Below are 20,178 nucleotides of genomic sequence, written 5' to 3'. Positions count from 1 at the left end.
CTCTCCTTTGCGCTTAAGCTCTTAGGGCGAGTTTGGTAATAGCCTCTGTATTGAGCTCATCCATATGGCTTTTCATCACTTTAGAGTACATATCCACAAGACGATTGGTTTCAATGAGTGAGCTCATCTCCCGCACAGCATTGACATTACTTTTTTCTATAAAGCCTTGTGCTAGGACATTATCTTGCACAATCTTACGTTCATTTTCGCGCTCTTGTGGATATTCATAGAGGTTATTGCCTACCTTTTTTAAATATCGTGGATTTTCAAAGCCCACTATGGCAAGCGCGCCCATATTGATTTGCTCAGCGATCGCGTCATTATTGAGATTACGCAATGAGATATTTCCATGTTGGTCAGCTTCGATATTAAGCCCTGTAGAGACTTGAATACCGCCTTGAGATTCAAGCTCATCGCGGCTTAAAACTAAATGCCCATCTTTATTTACAATCCATCCATCGCTATCAAGCTTAAAGCTCCCATCACGTGTGTAGCGAATGCCATCGGGGGTTTTAATAACAAAAAAGGCATTTTCTCTTTGCAGGGCAAAATCAAGGGCATTGTCTGTTTGGGCGAGATTCCCCACACTTCTATCGGTGTATTCTTCACTAATAATAGGCACGCGGTTAAGGGTGCGGTTTAAGAATTTTGCAGCCTTACGTGTATGGTCTTCTATGGGGAGTTGCTCTTTGTGTGTTTCATAAAGTCGTAAATAATCGCCAATGACTACATCATCTCGTTTGAAGCCTGAAGTGTTGAGATTAGCAAGATTATTTGAGATTAAATCAAGGCGATTAAATTGCGTTACCATACCGCCTGCGGTGTTATAATATCCACTTTGCATAAAGCCCCTTTGTGCCAATATATACCATAAGGGAAGCAAAAGGCATTCCCTTAGGTTGATTATTTAAAGAGATTATTAAGGAGCTTTTGTGCGTTTTCTTTTACCGAATCATCTTTGATATATTTATCAATAGCCTGCTGGGCTCCCTTGCTGATAGCTTTACCTGCCTCTGCTTTAATTAAATCTCCAGCATCAATGCTAATGTTAGGGGAGGAGAGTTGATTGCGGGCTTTGAGATAAATATATTGGTCTTTGATTTGAAACTTCATATCTGCATTAATGGTACCCTTATCTGTATCAATGCTTGCTCCCTGCGCAGAGATAGTGGTGTTATTACTTTTTAATGCAATATCTGCTTTGATGATTTGTTTATCAATGGTGGCATTGAGTGCTGCATCTTCATACGCCTCTTTGGTAATGTCTGTCTTAAGGTATTTGCTTGCAAGCTCGGTGATTTGATTAGGCATAAGCTTGCCATTGCTAATAATGGCTTTAAGCTCGCCCTTTTCTGTGAGTGTGTCATACTCTAAGGCACCATTCATATCGGAGCTAAAGACTTCAGGGAGTTGTGTGAGTTGGAATAATTTTAGGGTATTTACATCTTTAAGCGTGGCATTTAGCTTGTTATTATTAAGGATGGCATCTATCGCTCCTCCTAGAGATTGCGTATGGAAGTCCGCATAAAGTGCTTCATCTAGCTTTGCCACACCATTTGCTACAAAATCCCCTGCAAGCTCTATGCCGGTTAGGAATTTAAGCTTTTTAAGATTGGGAATCTTCACTTCATAATTAGCATTAAATAGCATATCATTTAAGTTGATATTTGCTTGAGTTGAAGTTTGTGCTATATCAGCATTAAGGGTTGAATTTGCTACTCCTACGCCTTTATTAAGGCTAATATCTGAATGAATTGTGAAATTGGTATTAGGCATATCTAAGTCGAGCTCTTTTTTCATTACCGCATTGGTTGTTGTGCCAGTAAGGGTAAGCTTACTCTCAGTAGAAATGCCCGCATCAAAATCACTCACTTCTGTATCAAGGTCAAGATTCATAGTGGCATAACGTGGCATATATATCATCCATAAGAGCGTATCAAGGCGGAGATTCTTGATATTTGCTTGTGCGCTTTTAGGTGAGAAATCTTGCAAGGTGGCTTCATAGGTGGTATGAGAGCTTGCTATATTGGAGCTGCCTTTGATATGAAGGCTTTCCATATTGCCATTGATTTCACCTTGTGTTTCAAAAGCCCCTCTTATAGGCATACCTACTAATGGCGTGAAAGCCGAAAGGTCACTAAGTTTGACATCATAAGTTGTTTTTGTGCTTAGGTCTTTAATGAGTGTTTGCCCGCTTGAGTGGATATTACCAATATTAGCATTGAAGCTTAGGTCGTGGTTGAGCTTATCCATATCAAAAAGCGCATTGAGGGTGGTAACAAAAGTTGTTTTAGGCACATCAACGCCAAAGTCATTTTTAATCAGTGTGCTATCAACTAAGCCTTGAGCGATACTTAAAAGGGCATTGCCATTAAAATTCATATCCTTATCGCCTTTAATGTCAGCCTCAAGATTAAGCAAGCCATTTGCATATGGCTTTACCCCAGCCATTGCTAGGATTTCCTTAATTTGAGCGTCTTTAATATGAGCGATAATGGAAGTTGGGCTATATTCTTGCAAAAGTACTCTAATATCTGTAAAAGATTTTGCAATATCACTTGTTGTGTTGATTTCTATATTATTAATCGCACCCTTAGCAGTGGTGTTGATAATAAAGCTTCCTTGCAGTGGGGTATCTGCAAGCTCTCCTAATACAGATATATCTTTGGCATCAACCTTTAGGGCTAAATCAAGCGTTTGTGAAAAAAGTGAAAAATCGCCATTAAGGGTGATAAAAATTTTATCACTATGGGCAATGGCTACATCTATGCGAGAAAAACCTAGTGAAAAGGTATTGACATCAAGCTTAATGGGAGCGTATTTATCAATCTGTGATTGAATGATACTTTTTACAAGGGCATTTCCCGGAGGGGTAAAAAGCACCACCACAATAAGCACTAATAGCGCAAAAATAATGCCAATAAGCCATATAAGAAACTTTTTCATTTTATCCTCCAATTTTTAGATTTATGATATTTTGGGCATATCTAGTTGTCTATTTTTACCTGCAGCGATGATAAGCACAAGAATACTTACCACCATGAGTTTAACCCATAATGGGATAGGCACAGCCTCTCCAGCAGCGTAGCTATGCATTCCAGAGAGGTAAAAATTCACACCAAAATATGTCATAAGAATTGAGAAAAAGCCTAGCACAGAAGCAGAGGCAAAGATAAAAGGAAAGTTTTTCTTGCATACAAAGCGCAAATGCAAGATAATGGCATATACACCTATGCTAATAAGAGCCCAAGTCTCTTTAGAATCCCAGCCCCAATAGCGCCCCCATGATTCATTTGCCCATACACCACCTAAGAAATTCCCAATAGTGAGTAAAAATAAGCCCAAAATCATACTCATTTCATTTAACACGTTAAGGGAGATAATAGAGTGTGCGATATTCTCTCTTGCGCTCTCTTTAAGCGGTATTTTGGGATATTTAAGGATAAACATTAAAAGTGTAATAAGCCCTAGCATAAAGCATAATCCTAAGAATCCATAACTTGCTGTAATGACTGATACATGGATATTAAGCCAATATGATTTAAGCACGGGCACAAGATTCCCAATTTGTGGGTCCATAGAGCCAAGATGAGCCACAAAAAGCGTAATACCTGATAAAAAGCTTGCTGCACATAAGGCGAGATTAGAATGCCTAAAGAACACCACACCAGAGAGAATCGCCGCCCATGCGATATAAAGCATAGATTCATAGGCATTGCTCCAAGGGGCATGCCCGCCTACATACCAACGTAATCCCAAGGCAGCACTATGGAGGATAAAGAGCCCGAGTAAGAGGACATAAAATACCTTGTGCAAGAATGGCTTAAGGGGTTTGTTTTTGATAATGCTACTTAAGACAATGATAAAAAGCACAAGGCTTATAAGAATATAGGGGTAGATAAGTTGGCTAAATGGATTATAGGTATTTAGCATAATCTCCCAATATATCTTTGTTTTTGATATATTCGTGGAGCCGGCATTTGCTTGCTGGTAGTCGTGTATTTCTTGCACCGCTTGGATGGCTTCTTCCCATTGCTCTGCTTCTAGCCCTTGCTGCATACCCTCTGCGAAATGTTTATAAATAGTGAGAAGTTGCATAGCTTTATTCATATCAGCTTGTGCTACTGCAGAGCTTACTGCCTCAAGCGGGTAGAGCCATTTGCCACTCTCTAGCTTGCTATCAGGGAAGATTCTTAGCACCTGCCCTGTGTAAATGAGAAAGGCATAATTAATACGTTCATCTACACTAATAATATCTTTTTCAAAAGTATTGCGTGAGGCGGGGTTTTTAAGATTCGCTTCTTCGACATAATTGTGCAAAAGATATTGCCCATTGACAAATACATCACTATAGGCGATATATTTTTGACTTGGGTCTATACCTAGAATCTCCCTAAGTTTGGGACTTTTAGTCGCTATCATTTGGATATTCTGCCACTCTTGTGGATAAAAAATCATACCTAAAAACATTTGTGTGGGTGTGAGGTTTAAAAATGTATTTTTTTGCGTGATTTTATGGATATATTCACTTGCTAGTGTATGAATAGGCTTGGTGCGCCCGCCAAAGTCTTGCACAAGGAGTTTATCAAATGCAAGTGAGAGAGAGGTAGCACTTTTTAGGGCTTTTACCATGGAGGGTATGTCCATGGATGGCATATCAATAGATGGTGTGTTTTGGAGTGTTTCTTGCTCTTCTGGGAGGTCTTGTAGCTCTTGTGTGGCATACAGGGGCACGTTTAGGCTTAAAGCGATAAAAAGAGTGAGGGCGAAGAATTGTTGGGTTTTTAAGAATCTCCCCAATGTCTGAAAACGTCCATTTTTATCAAAAAGTAGCCATATCACGCCTAAAATAAGCATAGCATAGCCTAAATATGTGGGGTTTTTGCCCGGGTCATTATTAACAGAGAGGATACTTCCTTGCTCATCGGGGTGATATGAAGATTGGAAAAAGCGATAACCGCCATAATCAAGGACATGATTCATATAGATTCTAAAAGGCATTTGAACATTATTGCTTGGATCTAGCACTTCTACCTCTGAGGCATAAGAAGCCGGAGAATGTGAGCCGGGATAACGTTCAAGCTCAAATTTATCAAGCTTAATATTAAAGGGCAGGCTGATTTTATCCACACCCCATGCGAGAAAGATTTTATAGCCATTGCTCTCAAGTATAGTGATACTCTCTTTTGTAGGGGCTTCATCACCATTTCTTATAATCTGTGTTTCAAAGCTTTGGTCTAAAAATGCAATATCAGTATGGAGTATAAATCGATCTTTGCTCATACCCTCTATTTCAAGCTCTTTAGTGTAAATGTTTAAAGCCTTATCGTTAAAAAAGTAGAATGTGCTATGAATGCCTTTGTTGATATTTTCATCAATATAAGTGGGGATTTGCTTATATTGGACATTGCCTTGTGGGTCTTTTACTTGGATAAAAATATAATGCTCATTGGTGCTAATGAGGTTTGAGCTCTCTCCCTCGCGCAAATTCATAATGCCCTCAAATCCATAATGGCGCGTAATGCCCGCCCCTAAAATGATAATAATAAATGAGGCATGCAGTAGCAAGGAGGCATACTTCTTCCTTTGCCATGCCTTAGAGGTGATAAAGCAGCCCACCAAGCAGGCTGCTAGCCATATATGCAACACTTCAAACCACAAGCTATCATATACCCAATAGCGCGCTGATATAGTGCCATGGAATTTCTCAATAAATGTCGCCACAGCACAAGCAGATGCGTATATGGCGACTAATACAAGGGCGGTTTTCACCTCACAAAAGAGTGCTTTTAGAATCTTCATAAGAGCGCTCCATTGATGTGAGTAGCGATTTCTTCTTCACTTTTACCCTTCCATTCCCCACTTGCCATATATGCTAAGAGTTTTTGCATAGTCTCTGGTGGGAGATAGCCGGGTAATTCATAAATACTTTTACCTTGTGCATTAATGAAAATAAGGCTAGGTGTGGGGCGCATAGGGGATTTGACATATAATTCCATAAGTTCGGGGGTATTGGCTTCTTGCGTGTCCTCACCTATAGAGAGAATATGTTTTTTGTTATAGCTTACATTAATGTAATAGGGCAAAAAATGCTCTTGCAGCATAGATTTGAGAGTGCTATTTGCCTTAATGTCATCTTTGAGTTTATCGCAATAGGGGCAGTTATTTTTGCCAAAGATAAAGAGTGTGAGCTTATTGTCTTTTTGCGTGTAGAGATGTTTTGTGTCTAAAAATACATCTTCTAGCCCCGCATAACTTGATTTGTCGATATTTTCAGCCTGTGTGATAAGATGTGTTTTATCTTTTGAATCGCTAGATAGCTTCACCTCTTCTTCTTGTGAGCAACCACAAAGGAGCAAACCTATAGCCCCAAGCATTAAGATTATCTTCATTTTTCCTCCTTTTGCTCTATGATAGAGATAATGGTTTCAACAAAGTGTATATCATCATTAAAGCATTTGCATACGCGATACTCTGGCACATTGAGCGTGCGTGCGAGATTTGCATAGAGGATTTTAAGCTCATAGTCCGTTTCAGAATTATCAAGACTAAAAGAGAGTGGAAATACAATGATTTTATCTCTTCTATAATATGTAATACTCTCTTTTGTGCTTGGTTCAAGCCATTTCATATTGCCTACTTTAGATTGATACGCAAGGGCGACTTTTTTAAATACCATACCATTTTTGTGGAGGGCAGATTCTAAGGCGAGCTTGTTTTCTTTGCATTGTTGCTCATATGGGTCGCCCTCATCTATGCGAGATTGAGGCAGGCTATGGGCTGAAAGGAGAAGTATAAAATCCCCTGCCTTATCATCTCCCAACGTCTCTTTTATGCTGCGCACAATGCACTCGATATAGCCAGCATGGGTATGGAAATGAGAGATTTCTTGTAGTTTGGGAGTAAAGGAGAGTTTGCTTAATGCCGCCTTCGCATCAAGCAGGGAAGAGTAGATAGTAGAGTAGGAAAATTGCGGGTATAGGCTAAAAAGGATAAGAGAATTGATATTTTGGCTTTGTAATGCTTTTAGCACATCATAAGCAAATGGCGGCGTATAGCGCATAGCATATGTATAAAGACGTTTGTTATCTTGGACGTTTAGTTTATTGATGAGGTTAAAAGTATGGGCAGTGAGTGGGGATTTACCCCCGATAGCTTGGTAATTTTTTTTTGTATCTTCAAGTCGTTTATGTGTAATAAAGCTTGCTAGCATTTTGCGTATGAAGTTATTTTTGATTCCTAAAATGAGGGGGTCGTTGAACATATTTTTTAAAAAGCTTTCCACCTCAAATATGCTATTTGGAGCACCCATATTAAGTAAAACAACCGCCTGTGATTTGATGGGAAATCCTTTTTAGGTTAAAAATTTTAAGTGATAATAAAATACTAAAGTTAATCATCATTCTAAAGTAACTAAGGAGAAAATATGCAGGCATTTGATTCAGCGATTTTGCAGGAAACCTTTATAAGCTTACTTCAATATCACAAGATTTTTGCCTATTTTTTTGCCATTCCTTTTATCCTTAATCTCTTAGTGCTCTTTTTTGCTTCTGCCAATCTTGTATCGATGAATAAAAAAATATACTTTATAGCCCCTATTACATTTTTTCTCCTCTCTGTAAGTGTGTTAAGTGGGGTAAATTTATGGGTTTTTGGGCATATTGCCTTGCATTTTGGGCTTATTATGATGATAACATTTTGCATTTTTGTATTGGTGGGCGAGATTTTCCGCATAAAGATTCTTAAAGTTGCTAGACGCACAAATTTTGCAGCTATGCAGAGCTACATTCGATTTTGCAAGGCTTTATATATAGCGGATTTGGTGTTTTTCGTCTGCTTGCTTTGGTTAGCATAATGCAGTTTTTATATCATCAACACGCAGGAGATAGGCTTTTATATATAGAAAAAGAGGATTTTACTTATATATGTAAAGCCCGACGCCTTAAGGAGGGAGATAGGCTAGCCTTGCGTAATTTAAATGATATGTACTTATATAGTTATGAAATAACGCAAATGCAAAAAAAAGGTGCTGCCTTAACTTTATTGCATAAAGTCCAAACTCCATGCCAAGTTTATAATAATCTGCATTTGTTATGGGCAGTGGTTGAGCCAAAGGTAGTTGAAAAAGCTCTCCCTATGCTAAATGAGCTAGGAATTGCTGCTATTAGCTTTTTTTATGCGCAGTTTTCACAAGGGCATTTTAAACTCTCTTTAGAGCGAATGTATAAGATTCTTATCCAATCATGCCAGCAGTGTGGACGTAGCTCGTTGATGAGGCTTGAGGTGTATAAAGACTTTGATGCTATATGTAGCCAATACATGCCCTTTTATGCCTTTGATTTTGGTGGGGAGGATATAAGGGAGATTCTATCCCCTGTGTGTGTGCAAACAGATGTGAGGATTATGGTAGGTCCTGAGGGGGGTTTTAGTGCGAGTGAGAGGGCTAAATTTAAGCAAAGTATTAGTTTAGGGGATGATTTAATTTTACGCAGTGAGAGTGCATGTGTGTTGCTTGCGAGTATATTTAGGGTATGGCATGGTAGCCAGAAAGGATTGGTATGAAAATAGGCATTATAGGTTTAGGACTTATGGGAGGCTCTATGGGCTTGGCTTTAAAGGATTTATCTCAAGTGCATAATGAGCCCATTCATAGAATCTTAGGGTATGACAATAATCCTCTGCATGCCCAGCAAGCTTTAAATTTAGGCTTAGTTGATGAATGTGTGGAGTTAAGTGAGATTTGGCAATGTGATGTGGTGTTTTTAAGCGTGCCTGTGAGTGGCATTGTAGAGCTCATACATAGCCTTAGCCCTGATATGCTGCAATCAAATATCACACTTATTGATTTAGGCGGGGCTAAGGTGGAGATTCTTAAAAGTATCCCCTCATGGCTTAGGCAGTCTTTTGTGGGGGCACACCCTATGTGCGGGACAGAATTTTTTGGTCCAAGTGCTGCCTTTGGTGAGCTTTATAGGAACAATATCGTTATTCTTGCTGATGTGGAGCAAAGTGGGAGCTATCAGGTTGAGGTAGCAAAGGATATTTTTATAGGCATTGGTATGAAGATTCTTAAAATGAGCTCAAATGAACACGATAAGCATATCGCACTTATTTCGCATATGCCTCATATTATGAGCTATGCCCTAGCCAATGCCACACTCTCCCAAGAAGATCCTCAAACGATCCTTGCCCTTGTGGGAGGAGGGTTTCGCTCTATGAGTAGGCTCTCTAAAAGTTCTCCGCAGATGTGGAAAGATATATTTAAGCAAAATAAGCAAAATGTCCTTGAAGCGATGAGCTATTTTCAAGAGAAGTTTGATTTGGCGAGATCTTTGCTAGAGCATGATGATTGGGATGGTTTAGAGGAGTTTATGGCACGTGCAAATACCTTGCAGAAGTTCTTATAACATTTTGAGAATCTTTCTAGCAATGCACATTCATATTTCAGAATCTAGTTATTTGGATTGTTAGAAACTTTTAATATAATCGTGCTTTATGCTGCGTAGGGGACTAAGGGATTTATGAAAATAAGGCAAATCTGTTTCTACATTATTTTATGCTCTCATATTCTATGGGCTAGAGAGATTAGTGCGGTGAGATATGAGGGCTTGAGTGCGATTTCAAATGTGCTTGCCGATGAGATTGTGCAGATTAAAGCAGGCGATGAGCTTGTAGTGAGTAAAGTTGATAAGGCAGTGCGAGCTCTTTACTCACAGGGGTATTTTGAAGATGTGTATGCAAGCTTTGAGCAAGGTGTGCTGACTTTTCATGTGGTGCAAAAGCCTAAGGTTGCTAGTGTGGAGATTAAGGGCTATGGAAGTGAGCAAGAGAAAGAAACGCTTTATTCTCAAATTGGTATTAAAAAGGGTGATAGCTATGATGAGACAAAGCTTGTGCGTGCAAAGACTATCATACGCACCATCTTAGAATATCAGGGCTATTATGGCACGGTTGTAGAATCAGATATAGTCAAAGTGGGCAGCGATAGTGCATACGCGATTACTTTTAATGTCAATCAAGGCGAAAATATCATTATCAAAAATGCGATGTATGATGGCAGGCAGAAAGTCAAAGTGAAGGATTTAGAGCAATTAAGTGCCAATAAGCAGAGGCAATTTATGGGGTGGCTATGGGGGCGCAATGATGGTAAGCTTAAACTCGCAGATTTAGAATATGATAATGCAAGAATTCAAGATGTCTATATGCGTAAAGGATTTTTAGATGCTAGTGTCTCTCAAGCCCTTTTAGATGCGGATTTTAATGACTATAGTGCAAATCTATATTATAAAATTACAGAAGGGGAACGCTATAAGGTATCTGGAATTCAGATTGTTTTGCATGTGCCTGTGATTGAAGAAAGTGAGTTGCGTAAGGCTCTCAAGGTCAAAAAGGGCGAATATTTTAATATCGAAGATGTGCGCGCTGATATAGAAACCATACGGCAAAAGATAGCCGATTTGGGCTATGCCTTTACGCGTGTGAGTCCGGATTTAGATAAAGATGTTTCAACGTCAGAAGTAAAAGTCATTTATTTAATACAAGTCGGGCAGAAAGTTAAAATTCATGACGTGATTATTTCGGGGAATTCCCGCACAGCAGATAGAATCATACGGCGCGAGCTGCTTTTAGCCCCGGGAGATACCTATAAACTTTCATATTTAAGAGAATCTGAAAATGCCTTGAAGAGATTGGGGTATTTTGGCAAAGTGCAGATTGATGAGAGGCGCGTGAGTGAGAATGCTATGGATTTGCTTGTGAGTGTCGAGGAATCTCGCACGGGCGAATTGATGTTTGGGCTAGGATATGGGAGTTATGATAAACTCATGGTCAATGCTTCCATACGCGAGCGCAATCTCTTTGGTACAGGGCAAAGTGGGCAAATTTATGCAGATTGGAGTTATCGCCGACAATTAGTGAATCTCACCCTTAGCAATCCTCGCGTGCTAGATTCTAAATATAGTGCGTCTTTAAGCGTGTTTCACTCGCTTTATTGGAACTGGGATTATAGGGAGCAAACTACCGGTGGCACGATAACAGCGGGGCGATTACTTACCAATACCTTGCGTGCCTCACTTGGCTATACCCTCTCTACTACGCGTGTATTGGACTTTTATGATAGCACTTTGCAATTTCTTTATAGAGATTATTTGACGATCGATAGACCGCTTAAATCTGCCATTAGCCCGAGTCTTTATTTTGACAACACTGATGACTACTATTTTCCTAAAAATGGGGCTATTATCTCTGCATATGTCGAGTATGCGGGGCTTGGTGGAGATGAGAAATATACGAAATTTTATGGAAAAATGGCACTTTATTATCATCTTAAGTCATTTTTGGGCATTGATTTAATCGCGCGTTATAAGACGCAAGGCGGGGCTATTTTATCAAATGGCTATGTGCCCATTACTTCAAAATTCTACATGGGGGGGATTTCAAGTGTGAGAGGCTATCAAGTAAGCTCACTTACACCTAGAGACCCCACAGGGATTATTCGTATTGGTGGGAATTATATGATGACACATTCTGCAGAGCTAAGTTATGGAATCTTAGAGAAAGCTCAAATGCGTTTAGCCCTCTTTGTGGATTATGGTATGATTGGCACAGATAGCTTGAGTGAGACCACTCGCTCATCATGGGGCTTTGCTATTGAGTGGATAAGCCCTATGGGTCCTATTGTGCTAGTCTTCCCTCAACCTATTGATCCCCAGCCCGGTGATAGGACATCACGTTTTGAATTTACAATGGGGACGAGATTTTAGACAAGGAGTATATATGAGTGATTTACAGGGCGCATTAAGCACATCTTCAGAGCAGTATCAAAATATACAACGCGTGAGTGATAAAGAAATTTTAGATTTAATGCGTTATGGGGATTTGCGTGAGCTTGGACGTATGGCAAATGCCATAAAAGCCAAACTTCACCCTGAAAATATCACTACTTTTATTATTGATAGGAATATTAACTATACCAATATTTGTTGGGTAGATTGCAAATTTTGTGCATTTAAACGTAGAATAGGTGAAGAGGGCATATATATTTTAAGCTTTGAAGAAATTGATAAAAAAATTGATGAGCTTTTAGAGATTGGTGGGACGCAAATTCTCTTTCAAGGAGGGGTACATCCTAAATTAAAGATTGAATGGTATGAGGAGCTTGTCTCACATATCGCACAAAAGTATCCTATGATTACCATTCATGGATTTTCTGCCATTGAGGTAAATTATATTGCTAAGGTTTCTAAGATCTCTATCCCTGAGGTTTTAAAGCGTCTTCAAGCAGCGGGACTATCTTCTATCCCGGGTGCAGGGGCAGAAATTTTAAGTGATAGGGTAAGGGATATTATCGCCCCTAAAAAACTTGATACAAAAGAATGGCTAGAAGTGCATAGAGAAGCCCATCGCATAGGTATGAAAAGCACAGCTACGATGATGTTTGGCAGTGTGGAGAGTGATGAAGATATTCTCGCTCATTGGAGGGTTTTGCGTGATTTGCAAGATGAATTTGGTGGATTTAGAGCATTTATTTTGTGGAGCTTTCAGCCTGATAACACACCTTTACAAAAAGAAATGCCTCATATCCATAAAGCCTCATCAAATCGCTATTTACGGCTTTTGGCATGTAGTAGAATCTATCTTGATAATTTTAAGAATATACAAAGTAGTTGGGTTACACAAGGCTCGCATATAGGGCAGTTGGCATTGCTTTTTGGGGCAAATGATTTAGGAAGCACGATGATGGAAGAAAATGTCGTATCAAGTGCGGGAGTGTGTAACTCAATGAATGCCCAAGAAATGATAGCCCTTATTAAGGATATTGGCAGTTATCCTGCAAAGCGCAATACAGCTTATGAAATTTTGGAGCGATATGAATGAGAGTTTTTTTGAGCTTAATGATAATGGCGATATTAGGAGGCAGTATGAATGCACAAGATAAAGACAAAGTAGAGGCGGATTTTATAACAATCAATGATGTGGCTGTGCCGCTTATCTTTGAAGAGAGTAAGAATCTTCCAATAGGGAATCTACAGCTAGTCTTTGTAGGCGGAAGCGCTGATGGTGAGATAGCAGGGCTAGGAGCGATGAGTGCTAATATGCTTAATGAGGGCACTAAGGGGCTAGGCAATGTAGGATTTGCCCAAAAGCTAGAGAGTAAGGCTATTAGCTTGCAAGCAAGTGTGGGGCTACAAACGCTAAGTCTTAGCCTCTCTTATCTTAAGGAATTTGAGCATAATGCTTTTGAGTTTTTAGGTATGCTTTTAGATGATCCAAACCTCACAATGGAATCCTTAGAGAAAATCAAAATGCTTAGCCTAAGTAAGTTAGCTCGTGCCCAGAGCGATTTTGATGATGTAGCACAGAAAAATCTAAATAAAATCCTTTTTAAAGGCACACCTTTAGCTATTCCACTTATTGGGGATAAACAAAGTATAGAATCTATCAGACTTGAAGATATAGAGGCATTTTTAAAACGTAATCTTGTGCTAAATCGTTTGATTATCGTAGCAGGCGGTGATATGCAAGAGGAGAAACTTAAAAAGGAACTTACAACCCTTTTAGAACATTTGCCCAAAGGAGAGGCAAAAGCACGCTTGCATTTTGAAGCCTCAAGAGATGCAGATTCTATTGTGATACAAAAACCAACAGAACAGGCTTTTATATATTTTGGCGCACCCTTTGATGTGGGAGATAAAGAGAAAAATTATATGGCTAAGGTGATGGGCTTTATACTTGGCGCCTCGGGCTTTGGCTCGCGCATATTGGAAGAAGTGCGTGTAAAGAGAGGTTTGGCATATTCTGCTTCAATGCGTATTAATGTTTCAGGCAGTGCAAACTATGCGAGCGGATATTTGCAAACAAAGCTTGAAAGTAAAGATGAGGCAATAAAAGTTGTTAAAGAGGTGGTGAATGATTTTATCACCAATGGCGCAAAAGATGAGGAGCTTCAAGCGGCTAAAGCCTTTTTGTTAGGGAGTGAGCCATTGCTGGAAGAAACACTTGCTTCCCGCTTGAGCGCGAAATTTGTCAATTATTTTCAAGGCTTGCCTTTAGATAATCGTAAAAGAGAGTTAGCACTCATTAAGGATTTAAGTTTGGAGGCATTAAATGCATACATTAAATCACATAAAGAAGTCTTGCAGATGAGCTTTGCTATAGTGGAGGCGACTTCGCCAAACTGATTTGCTCTAAGGCTTCAATTACCCTTAATACATGTGCCTTGTCATTTTTGACTTCTTTTGTATGCCCTAGAATGTAGTGCCCAAAGTAAGCTATAGAGTTATCGAGTGCTAGGTTATGGGGTAAAGTAGGGCAGAATTGCACCCCAAGCTTGTATTCAACCATTTTTTTATAGAGATTTGTTTTATCAAATGTATTTTTTATCACTACGCCTGTATCAAAAATGGTGATTTTGTCTCTTTTTGTTTCATCATAAATGGCTGTTTTTTTACTCCCTCCAATAATCATTTCGCGCACCTTAATGGGGCTAAGCCATGAGAGATTAAGCGTGATGATAATGCCATTTTTAAGGGATAGGTTGATGTTTGCTAGGGCGTCATTAGGATAGTCAAGGTACTTAGCCCCAAAGGTAGAGACCTCCTCAATCTCAAGCCCCACAAGATAGTCAATAATGCTTAGATCATGGATGGCTAAATCCCAAATCACATCAACATTGCTTTGAAATAAGCCTAAATTAATGCGCCTTGCATTGATATAGACAATTTCCCCAAAGCTTTGTATATGTGCTTTAAGATAAGCTATGGCAGGTGAGTGTAAAAATATATGATCGCAATAAAGTTTTACATTTTGTGAATCTGCTAGGTCATAGAGGTATCTTGCCTGCGCGCTTTGTGTCGTAAGGGGCTTTTCTACAAACGTATGCTTGCTAGATTCTAAAGCGGCTTTGGCAAGGTGATAGTGCGTATGCGGGGGAGTGATAATAAAAACTGCTTGGATACTTTTGTCTAATAAAATCGCCTCATAGCTCTCATAGCTTTTAAGGGCATAAGTTTGGGTAGCTTCAAGTTGTGCTTGTTTGTCATTATCATAAATAGTCATAAGCTTAAAATCAGTGCTATTATGCAGAGCTTTGGCGACATTACGACCCCAATATCCATAGCCAATGAGAGCACACTTGAGTAGCTTTGCCATTTTATGTCCTATAAAATTTCTTGCAAAATTTTTGCTATCTTAGAATATAGAGGCTTAAAAAAGCATTTACATTGAGAGTAAATATAGCACTCAAATGCGATAGTTTGGTAGATTTGCAAATCTTAGCAGACAAGGAAGAGGGGAGATGGCTTTTCATATTTAGTCCCCTAAGGAGGAGAATTTCTACCCGAAGCACTAGATGGCTCCAATAGAGATTCTTAGGGCTTTACAAGCCCTAAGACATAACAAAAAGGGCAGAGTCGTTAGTGATTCAAATAGAGATATTTTGCAAAAGGCTCAATATGGCAATTTGGTCATAAGAATTCGAGTTGGCATTTTTAAGCTTTGTAGAGAATCTTAGCCATATCTTGCAGGATAAAGGAATAGAAGTGTCTTAGCGGTTTATCGATTATGGTAGAATCTAGCGTGAAATAATGGAGTGAGTGATGATAGAAATAAATAGGGAATGTATCTTGCAAGCTAGTGCTAAGCTTAAAGCGCGTAAAGGTATGATTGATTTTGATACCCTAGGGCGTACATTGAGCTATAGTCCTTATATGCCTCGCATTAAAAGGGAATTTTTCATTCGCACAGAACTGCGGAATATGCCTAAGGTGATTCATACATATTCCATTGCAAATTCATCGCAGCACACCCCCTTGCTTTATGCTTGTGCTAAAGAGAATCCCAATAAAGAGCCTCATGCGTATATGCTTGATTTGTCTGCGCAATATGCACAAAATCAAGATGAGGAGTGTATGAGTCATTTAGAGCCCATCTCTCTTTTACGTCGCCATAGCACATTGCCTATCATACATGCAGATATTTTCCTTGATGTATATCAGGTTTTAGAATCTGCCCTTTTTGGCGCAGATATGCTTTTTATGCCCATTGCTCCACTTGATGGCAAGGACTTTAAGCAGCTTTTAGATTTTGCAAGGCGATTAGAGCTTGATGTATTTGTGTTTATAAGGGATAAAGATGAGCTTAAAAGAGCAATTTTTAATGGCGCAGATATGCTTTTTATCCTGCAAGAAAACTTTAGCGAACTTTTAAGCCTTGTGCCAAATACTCAGGTAATTGCCACGAATGCCAGCGATGAATATGGCGTCGATGTATGGGTAAGAGATGAGAGCGATAAGGTTAATAAGGTTAAGCTAAACTTAAAGAATCTTTAGCTAAAAGATAAGATTTTATTTAAATCAATGTTGGAGTACAAAATGGCTTTAATGATAAATAATGAATGTATTGCATGTGATGCATGTGCTGAAGAATGCCCTAATAGTGCGATTGAGGAGGGAGACCCTATATATAGCATTGATCCGGATATTTGTACAGAATGTGTGGGGAGCTATGATGAGCCAAGTTGCCTCTCGGTATGCCCCGTAGATGCTATTGTGCCAGATCCTGATAATATTGAGAGTATTGAAGAATTAAAATATAAGTTTGAAACCCTTCAAAGAGGGGAATAATGGCGAAAATTACATCAGTTATTGATATTGGTTCAAACTCTGTACGTATGGCGATTTTTCGCAAAACTTCGCGTTTTGCATTTCATCTTATTTATGAAGTAAAGTCAAAAGTGCGTATCTCGGAGGGGTGTTATGAATCTGGAGGGGTTCTTGGTGAGGTGCCTATGGAGCGAGCCATTTGTGCGCTTAAAGAATTTGTGCAAATTGCTAAAGCCCATAAGAGTCGTAAGATTTTCTGCGTAGCTACATCTGCATTACGTGATGCGCCTAATGCAAAAGTATTTTTAGAGAGAGCACGGAGAGAATGTGCCCTCTCTGTGAAAGTGATTGATGGAAAAAAAGAGGCACTTTATGGAGGGATAGCATGTGCTAATCTCTTGCACTATAAAGATGGCATTACTATGGATATAGGCGGAGGAAGTACGGAATGTGCTTTGATTGAAGATGGCAAGATAATTGATCTCATTTCTCTTAATATTGGCACCATTCGGCTAAAAGAGCTTTTTTTTGATAAGGAAGATAATATAGAGGGGGCTATTGGCTTTATCCAAGAGCAGCTAAAAGATATTCCGCAGCATTTTAAACATCATCGTGTATTTGGCGTGGGAGGCACGATACGGGCACTTTCAAAAATGATTATGAAGTATAAAAGGTATCCCATTGAAGAGGTGCATGGCTATGAGGTAGATGTTATGCAGAATCTCAAGTTTTTTGAAAAGATTTCGCATTCTTCGCTTGATAAACTCCAAGAAATGGGCGTACCGCAAGATAGAATCGATAACATTCGCAGCGGGGCGCTTATTTTGCAAATGTTTCTTATGCATTTTGGTACAAAAGAGATTGTTACAAGTGGCGTGGGTGTGCGAGAGGGCGTGTATTTGAGTGATTTATTACGTGGGCATAAGAATACTTTCCCTAAAGCATTTAATCCCTCCATTAGCGCGATAGAAGATCGCTTTATGCTTGATAAACGATATGCAGAAATGACCCGCAAAGAATCTTTAAAAATTTTTGATGCACTTTTTCCTATGCACAAGCTTGATGAGCAATGTAAAAAGTTGCTTCATACCGCTTCGTATCTCTCAAGTATTGGAAGGATTCTAAATTTTTATAATGCCTCCTATCATGGCTCATACTTCTTATTAAATGCTTTGGAATATGGCTTTTCACATGCAGAACGTATGAGTATTTGCTTACTTGTAGAATATAGCGGCAAGAAGATTCCCCAAGATGAAAGCATCAGGGGCATAAGCGATATGATGCCAAAACTCTTAAGTTTGCAGTGGTTAAGCTTTATGCTAGCTTTGAGCGAGACGCTTTGCCGAAGTGAGGGGAATGTGCAGATACGTTATGAATATCTCAAATCAAAGACACTAAAGATTTATACCACAGCAGATTTGTATTTGGCTAGAGAGAATATCATAAAGCTTCATAAGCCAGAGCCTCTAAATATTGAGTTTATCAAGGCTTTTTAAGAGTAAGAAGTATATGTCAGCACCGATAAAGATCGCGCTTTTACGACTTTCAAGTCTTGGTGATGTGATTGTTGGGGCATGCGTATTGCCTGCTTTAAGGGCGCATTTGGAGCAGAAGTATCCGCAAGGTGTGCATTTAAGCTGGATTGTAGATAGTGCTTTTGGCGCAGTGCTGGAAGATAGCCCATGCATTGATAAGCTTATTTATATAGATCTCAAAAAAGGCGGGCTTAGAGCAGTCCCTCGCATAATGGCTCTATTGCGTTCTTTAGGGTGCTATCATAAGCTTATTGATATGCAGGGTTTAGTGAAGTCAGCCCTATGTGGGGCGATGATTTGCAAAGATGAATTTTGGGGATTTGCTAGAGATTCTATAAAAGAACCCCTCGGGAGTGTGTGCTACACGCATAAGGTGCATATCCCCTACAAGGAGCATATTTTAAAACGTAATTTTGCACTCATAAACACTGCATTTGAGATAGGAGAATATGATGAAAAAGGCTTTTATGCCAATCGTGCTAAGGCTTTTGGAGTAAGTGCAAAGTCGCAAATACAAGTAGAGGGAGTGTTGAAGCAAGCTTTTGGCTCGGCGCAAGATAATAAAGAGACGCTGCTATTAGTGCTTGAAGCGAGTTTAGAATCAAAAAGTTATCCTGTAGATTTATTTGTTCAAGTCATTACGCAGCTCTTAGATTCTCGCTCCAATGCGCAGATTTTGCTTCTGCAGCATAGTAGTAATAAAGCATGGCGTATCAAAGAGCATTTTAGCACGCAAGATAGGGTATTTGTGCTGCCAATTCTTTCAATGGATTGCCTAAAAGCTCTTATGCAAAGGGTGCATTTGGTGATTGGCGGAGATACGGGTGTTACGCACTTAGCATGGGCTATGCAAAGAGCTTCCCTTACGCTTTATGGCAATACCGCCCCTGAACGTTTCGCGCTTAATAGCCCATACAATCAGTTTTTATGCGGGAGTGAAAAGCCAAGTTATCAAAAGAGCGATTTTTCTATTAGCAACATTACGCCAGAGGCTATTTGTATGAGTGCAAATACATTATTAGATTCTATAAGAGGATAGGCAATGAATATATGGGCAAAGCTTGTTTGGGTTATAGCTAATAGTATGGGCTTTTGCCTTGCTAAAATGCCTCATCGGCTTTTTGTGGGGCATATCAAGGCTTTGGCTTTTATAATGAGGGTTTGTGATAGGAGGCGATTTAGGGACGCAAAGGCAAATTTAGACTTTGTCTATGGAGCGCAAATGAGCGAAGAAGAAAAAAAGCATATTATTAAAACTTGCTATGAGAATTTTGCCTTTGTGCTATTAGAGACAATAAGGGCGGTATTTATCCCTTTAGAGAAGCATACGCAGAGATTTTCTTTTGTTGATGAGCATTACTTTTTAGATACTTTGAAGCACGATAATGGCGCGGTTGTTATTTCCGCACATTATGGGTATTGGGAGGCGATTGCAAATGTCCTACCCCCGCGCTATGCGTTTTGCAATATGGCTTCTTTAGGGCGATTAACGCCATTTGATGCGATTAATCAGATGATTATTGCACGTAGAGAGGCACAAAATGTAAAATTTATTGATAAGCGGGGAGCTTTCAAGCATTTACTCAAGCTTTATAGCAAGGATAATGCAGTTGCTGGTATTTTGGTTGATCAGAATATTTCAGAAAATGAGGGTGTGTGGATTGAATTTTTTGGCAAGAGGGCTACACATACTACTATTGCCTCTGTGCTTTCAAGACGTTTTGGCGTAGGCATTGTGCCATTGATAATTAGCATTAATGAAGACTATAAAAGCTTTGAAGTGCGCTATTATCCACCTATTTATTGCACAAAAAGCAAAGATAGTATAGCTGATATACTTGAGGCGACACAAGCCCAAGCGAATGTGATAGAAAATGTGATAAGAAACAAGCCCAAAGATTGGTTTTGGTTTCATAAACGTTGGAAGTCAGCCTACAGAGACATTTACACCCCTTAAGCCCCATTTAAGCTTCAAATATGTAATATTTCATTCCCATTTGATTGGGCTTCTGGTTTCTTCTTTTGGTTAGGTTTCATTAATT

Annotated in this window: 18 protein-coding genes; 12 read left to right on the top strand and 6 right to left on the bottom strand. The window is 39.3% G+C overall.

Going from position 1 to position 20,178, the window contains the following annotated elements; genetic code table 11:
- Window positions 1-13: 13 nt before the first annotated feature.
- The 5 genes from CQA63_RS05920 to hemH are packed head-to-tail and all read right to left on the bottom strand — an operon-like array spanning window position 14 to window position 7,342.
- Window positions 14-844, bottom strand: a complete 831-nt coding sequence (locus CQA63_RS05920) for a flagellar hook-basal body protein (RefSeq protein ID WP_104700687.1) — start codon at window positions 842-844, stop codon at window positions 14-16.
- 59 nt (window positions 845-903) lie between these two features.
- Window positions 904-2,946 (bottom strand): translocation/assembly module TamB domain-containing protein, encoded by a 2,043-nt coding sequence (locus CQA63_RS05915; protein WP_104700686.1) that lies wholly within the window; start codon window positions 2,944-2,946, stop codon window positions 904-906.
- A 21-nt stretch (window positions 2,947-2,967) separates the two neighbouring features.
- The gene (locus CQA63_RS05910) at window positions 2,968-5,802 is read right to left on the bottom strand and encodes a cytochrome c biogenesis protein (protein WP_104700685.1); all 2,835 of its coding nucleotides are present in this window, start codon (window positions 5,800-5,802) and stop codon (window positions 2,968-2,970) included.
- Window positions 5,799-6,392 carry a SoxW family protein gene (locus tag CQA63_RS05905; RefSeq protein ID WP_104700684.1) on the bottom strand — a complete coding sequence of 198 codons (594 nt, stop codon included), beginning with the start codon at window positions 6,390-6,392 and terminating at the stop codon, window positions 5,799-5,801. Before CQA63_RS05905 ends, CQA63_RS05910 begins: the two co-directional genes overlap by 4 nt.
- Window positions 6,389-7,342, bottom strand: a complete 954-nt coding sequence (hemH, locus tag CQA63_RS05900; RefSeq protein ID WP_267891938.1) for a ferrochelatase — start codon at window positions 7,340-7,342, stop codon at window positions 6,389-6,391. Before hemH ends, CQA63_RS05905 begins: the two co-directional genes overlap by 4 nt.
- A gap of 84 nt (window positions 7,343-7,426) precedes the next feature.
- Here hemH and CQA63_RS05895 point away from each other — a divergent pair, with 84 nt between their 5' ends.
- The 6 genes from CQA63_RS05895 (at window position 7,427) to CQA63_RS05870 (ending at window position 14,180) form a co-directional block, all read left to right on the top strand.
- Window positions 7,427-7,855, top strand: a complete 429-nt coding sequence (locus CQA63_RS05895) for a hypothetical protein (protein ID WP_104700682.1) — start codon at window positions 7,427-7,429, stop codon at window positions 7,853-7,855.
- A complete protein-coding gene (locus CQA63_RS05890) occupies window positions 7,855-8,562 on the top strand; it encodes a 16S rRNA (uracil(1498)-N(3))-methyltransferase (protein WP_104700681.1) in 708 nt (235 codons plus the stop codon). The genes CQA63_RS05895 and CQA63_RS05890 overlap by 1 nt, the downstream gene beginning before the upstream one ends.
- The gene (locus CQA63_RS05885; protein WP_104700680.1) at window positions 8,559-9,407 is read left to right on the top strand and encodes a prephenate dehydrogenase; all 849 of its coding nucleotides are present in this window, start codon (window positions 8,559-8,561) and stop codon (window positions 9,405-9,407) included. The genes CQA63_RS05890 and CQA63_RS05885 overlap by 4 nt, the downstream gene beginning before the upstream one ends.
- Window positions 9,408-9,521: 114 nt before the next feature.
- Window positions 9,522-11,762: an outer membrane protein assembly factor BamA gene (gene bamA / locus CQA63_RS05880; RefSeq protein ID WP_104700679.1), complete on the top strand. Its 2,241-nt coding sequence runs from the start codon at window positions 9,522-9,524 to the stop codon at window positions 11,760-11,762.
- Window positions 11,763-11,775: 13 nt separating this feature from the next.
- Window positions 11,776-12,876, top strand: a complete 1,101-nt coding sequence (locus CQA63_RS05875) for a dehypoxanthine futalosine cyclase (RefSeq protein ID WP_104700678.1) — start codon at window positions 11,776-11,778, stop codon at window positions 12,874-12,876.
- Between the two features lie 44 nt (window positions 12,877-12,920).
- Entirely contained in the window at window positions 12,921-14,180 is a 1,260-nt protein-coding gene (locus CQA63_RS05870; protein WP_104700677.1) for a M16 family metallopeptidase, read from the top strand.
- Here the strand turns inward: CQA63_RS05870 and CQA63_RS05865 are convergent.
- Window positions 14,152-15,150, bottom strand: coding sequence for a Gfo/Idh/MocA family protein (locus CQA63_RS05865; RefSeq protein WP_104700676.1), 999 nt, complete (start codon window positions 15,148-15,150; stop codon window positions 14,152-14,154). The genes CQA63_RS05870 and CQA63_RS05865 overlap by 29 nt on opposite strands.
- A 199-nt stretch (window positions 15,151-15,349) precedes the next feature.
- Here CQA63_RS05865 and CQA63_RS09830 point away from each other — a divergent pair, with 199 nt between their 5' ends.
- The 6 genes from CQA63_RS09830 (at window position 15,350) to CQA63_RS05840 (ending at window position 20,093) form a co-directional block, all read left to right on the top strand.
- Window positions 15,350-15,511, top strand: coding sequence for a hypothetical protein (locus CQA63_RS09830; RefSeq protein ID WP_170128380.1), 162 nt, complete (start codon window positions 15,350-15,352; stop codon window positions 15,509-15,511).
- 85 nt (window positions 15,512-15,596) lie between these two features.
- Window positions 15,597-16,328: a beta/alpha barrel domain-containing protein gene (locus CQA63_RS05860; RefSeq protein ID WP_104700675.1), complete on the top strand. Its 732-nt coding sequence runs from the start codon at window positions 15,597-15,599 to the stop codon at window positions 16,326-16,328.
- A gap of 42 nt (window positions 16,329-16,370) precedes the next feature.
- Window positions 16,371-16,622: a YfhL family 4Fe-4S dicluster ferredoxin gene (locus tag CQA63_RS05855; RefSeq protein WP_104700674.1), complete on the top strand. Its 252-nt coding sequence runs from the start codon at window positions 16,371-16,373 to the stop codon at window positions 16,620-16,622.
- Window positions 16,622-18,097 (top strand): Ppx/GppA phosphatase family protein, encoded by a 1,476-nt coding sequence (locus CQA63_RS05850; protein WP_104700673.1) that lies wholly within the window; start codon window positions 16,622-16,624, stop codon window positions 18,095-18,097. Before CQA63_RS05855 ends, CQA63_RS05850 begins: the two co-directional genes overlap by 1 nt.
- Window positions 18,098-18,110: 13 nt before the next feature.
- A complete protein-coding gene (gene waaC, locus CQA63_RS05845) occupies window positions 18,111-19,175 on the top strand; it encodes a lipopolysaccharide heptosyltransferase I (RefSeq protein WP_104700672.1) in 1,065 nt (354 codons plus the stop codon).
- A gap of 3 nt (window positions 19,176-19,178) precedes the next feature.
- Window positions 19,179-20,093, top strand: coding sequence for a lipid A biosynthesis lauroyl acyltransferase (locus CQA63_RS05840; protein WP_104700671.1), 915 nt, complete (start codon window positions 19,179-19,181; stop codon window positions 20,091-20,093).
- The last annotated feature ends 85 nt before the right edge of the window (window positions 20,094-20,178 follow it).

Source organism: Helicobacter marmotae (genome assembly GCF_003364255.1).
GTDB classification, from domain to species: Bacteria; Campylobacterota; Campylobacteria; order Campylobacterales; family Helicobacteraceae; genus Helicobacter_C; species Helicobacter_C marmotae.
Note: the sequence above shows the minus strand (reverse complement) of the source record. Positions and strands in the feature narration are given on the sequence as shown.

What these genes read in the sequence shown, in the direction of transcription:
- waaC (WP_104700672.1), top strand. Translation starts at nt 18,111, where the DNA reads ATGTCAGCACCGATAAAGATCGCGCTTTTACGACTTTCAAGTCTTGGT.
- CQA63_RS05920 (WP_104700687.1), bottom strand. Translation starts at nt 844, where the DNA reads ATGCAAAGTGGATATTATAACACCGCAGGCGGTATGGTAACGCAATTT.
- CQA63_RS05875 (WP_104700678.1), top strand. Translation starts at nt 11,776, where the DNA reads ATGAGTGATTTACAGGGCGCATTAAGCACATCTTCAGAGCAGTATCAA.
- CQA63_RS05840 (WP_104700671.1), top strand. Translation starts at nt 19,179, where the DNA reads ATGAATATATGGGCAAAGCTTGTTTGGGTTATAGCTAATAGTATGGGC.
- CQA63_RS05870 (WP_104700677.1), top strand. Translation starts at nt 12,921, where the DNA reads ATGAATGCACAAGATAAAGACAAAGTAGAGGCGGATTTTATAACAATC.
- CQA63_RS05890 (WP_104700681.1), top strand. Translation starts at nt 7,855, where the DNA reads ATGCAGTTTTTATATCATCAACACGCAGGAGATAGGCTTTTATATATA.
- CQA63_RS05885 (WP_104700680.1), top strand. Translation starts at nt 8,559, where the DNA reads ATGAAAATAGGCATTATAGGTTTAGGACTTATGGGAGGCTCTATGGGC.
- bamA (WP_104700679.1), top strand. Translation starts at nt 9,522, where the DNA reads ATGAAAATAAGGCAAATCTGTTTCTACATTATTTTATGCTCTCATATT.
- CQA63_RS05895 (WP_104700682.1), top strand. Translation starts at nt 7,427, where the DNA reads ATGCAGGCATTTGATTCAGCGATTTTGCAGGAAACCTTTATAAGCTTA.
- CQA63_RS05850 (WP_104700673.1), top strand. Translation starts at nt 16,622, where the DNA reads ATGGCGAAAATTACATCAGTTATTGATATTGGTTCAAACTCTGTACGT.
- CQA63_RS05865 (WP_104700676.1), bottom strand. Translation starts at nt 15,150, where the DNA reads ATGGCAAAGCTACTCAAGTGTGCTCTCATTGGCTATGGATATTGGGGT.
- CQA63_RS05910 (WP_104700685.1), bottom strand. Translation starts at nt 5,802, where the DNA reads ATGAAGATTCTAAAAGCACTCTTTTGTGAGGTGAAAACCGCCCTTGTA.
- CQA63_RS05855 (WP_104700674.1), top strand. Translation starts at nt 16,371, where the DNA reads ATGGCTTTAATGATAAATAATGAATGTATTGCATGTGATGCATGTGCT.
- CQA63_RS09830 (WP_170128380.1), top strand. Translation starts at nt 15,350, where the DNA reads ATGGCTCCAATAGAGATTCTTAGGGCTTTACAAGCCCTAAGACATAAC.
- CQA63_RS05860 (WP_104700675.1), top strand. Translation starts at nt 15,597, where the DNA reads ATGATAGAAATAAATAGGGAATGTATCTTGCAAGCTAGTGCTAAGCTT.
- CQA63_RS05905 (WP_104700684.1), bottom strand. Translation starts at nt 6,392, where the DNA reads ATGAAGATAATCTTAATGCTTGGGGCTATAGGTTTGCTCCTTTGTGGT.
- CQA63_RS05915 (WP_104700686.1), bottom strand. Translation starts at nt 2,946, where the DNA reads ATGAAAAAGTTTCTTATATGGCTTATTGGCATTATTTTTGCGCTATTA.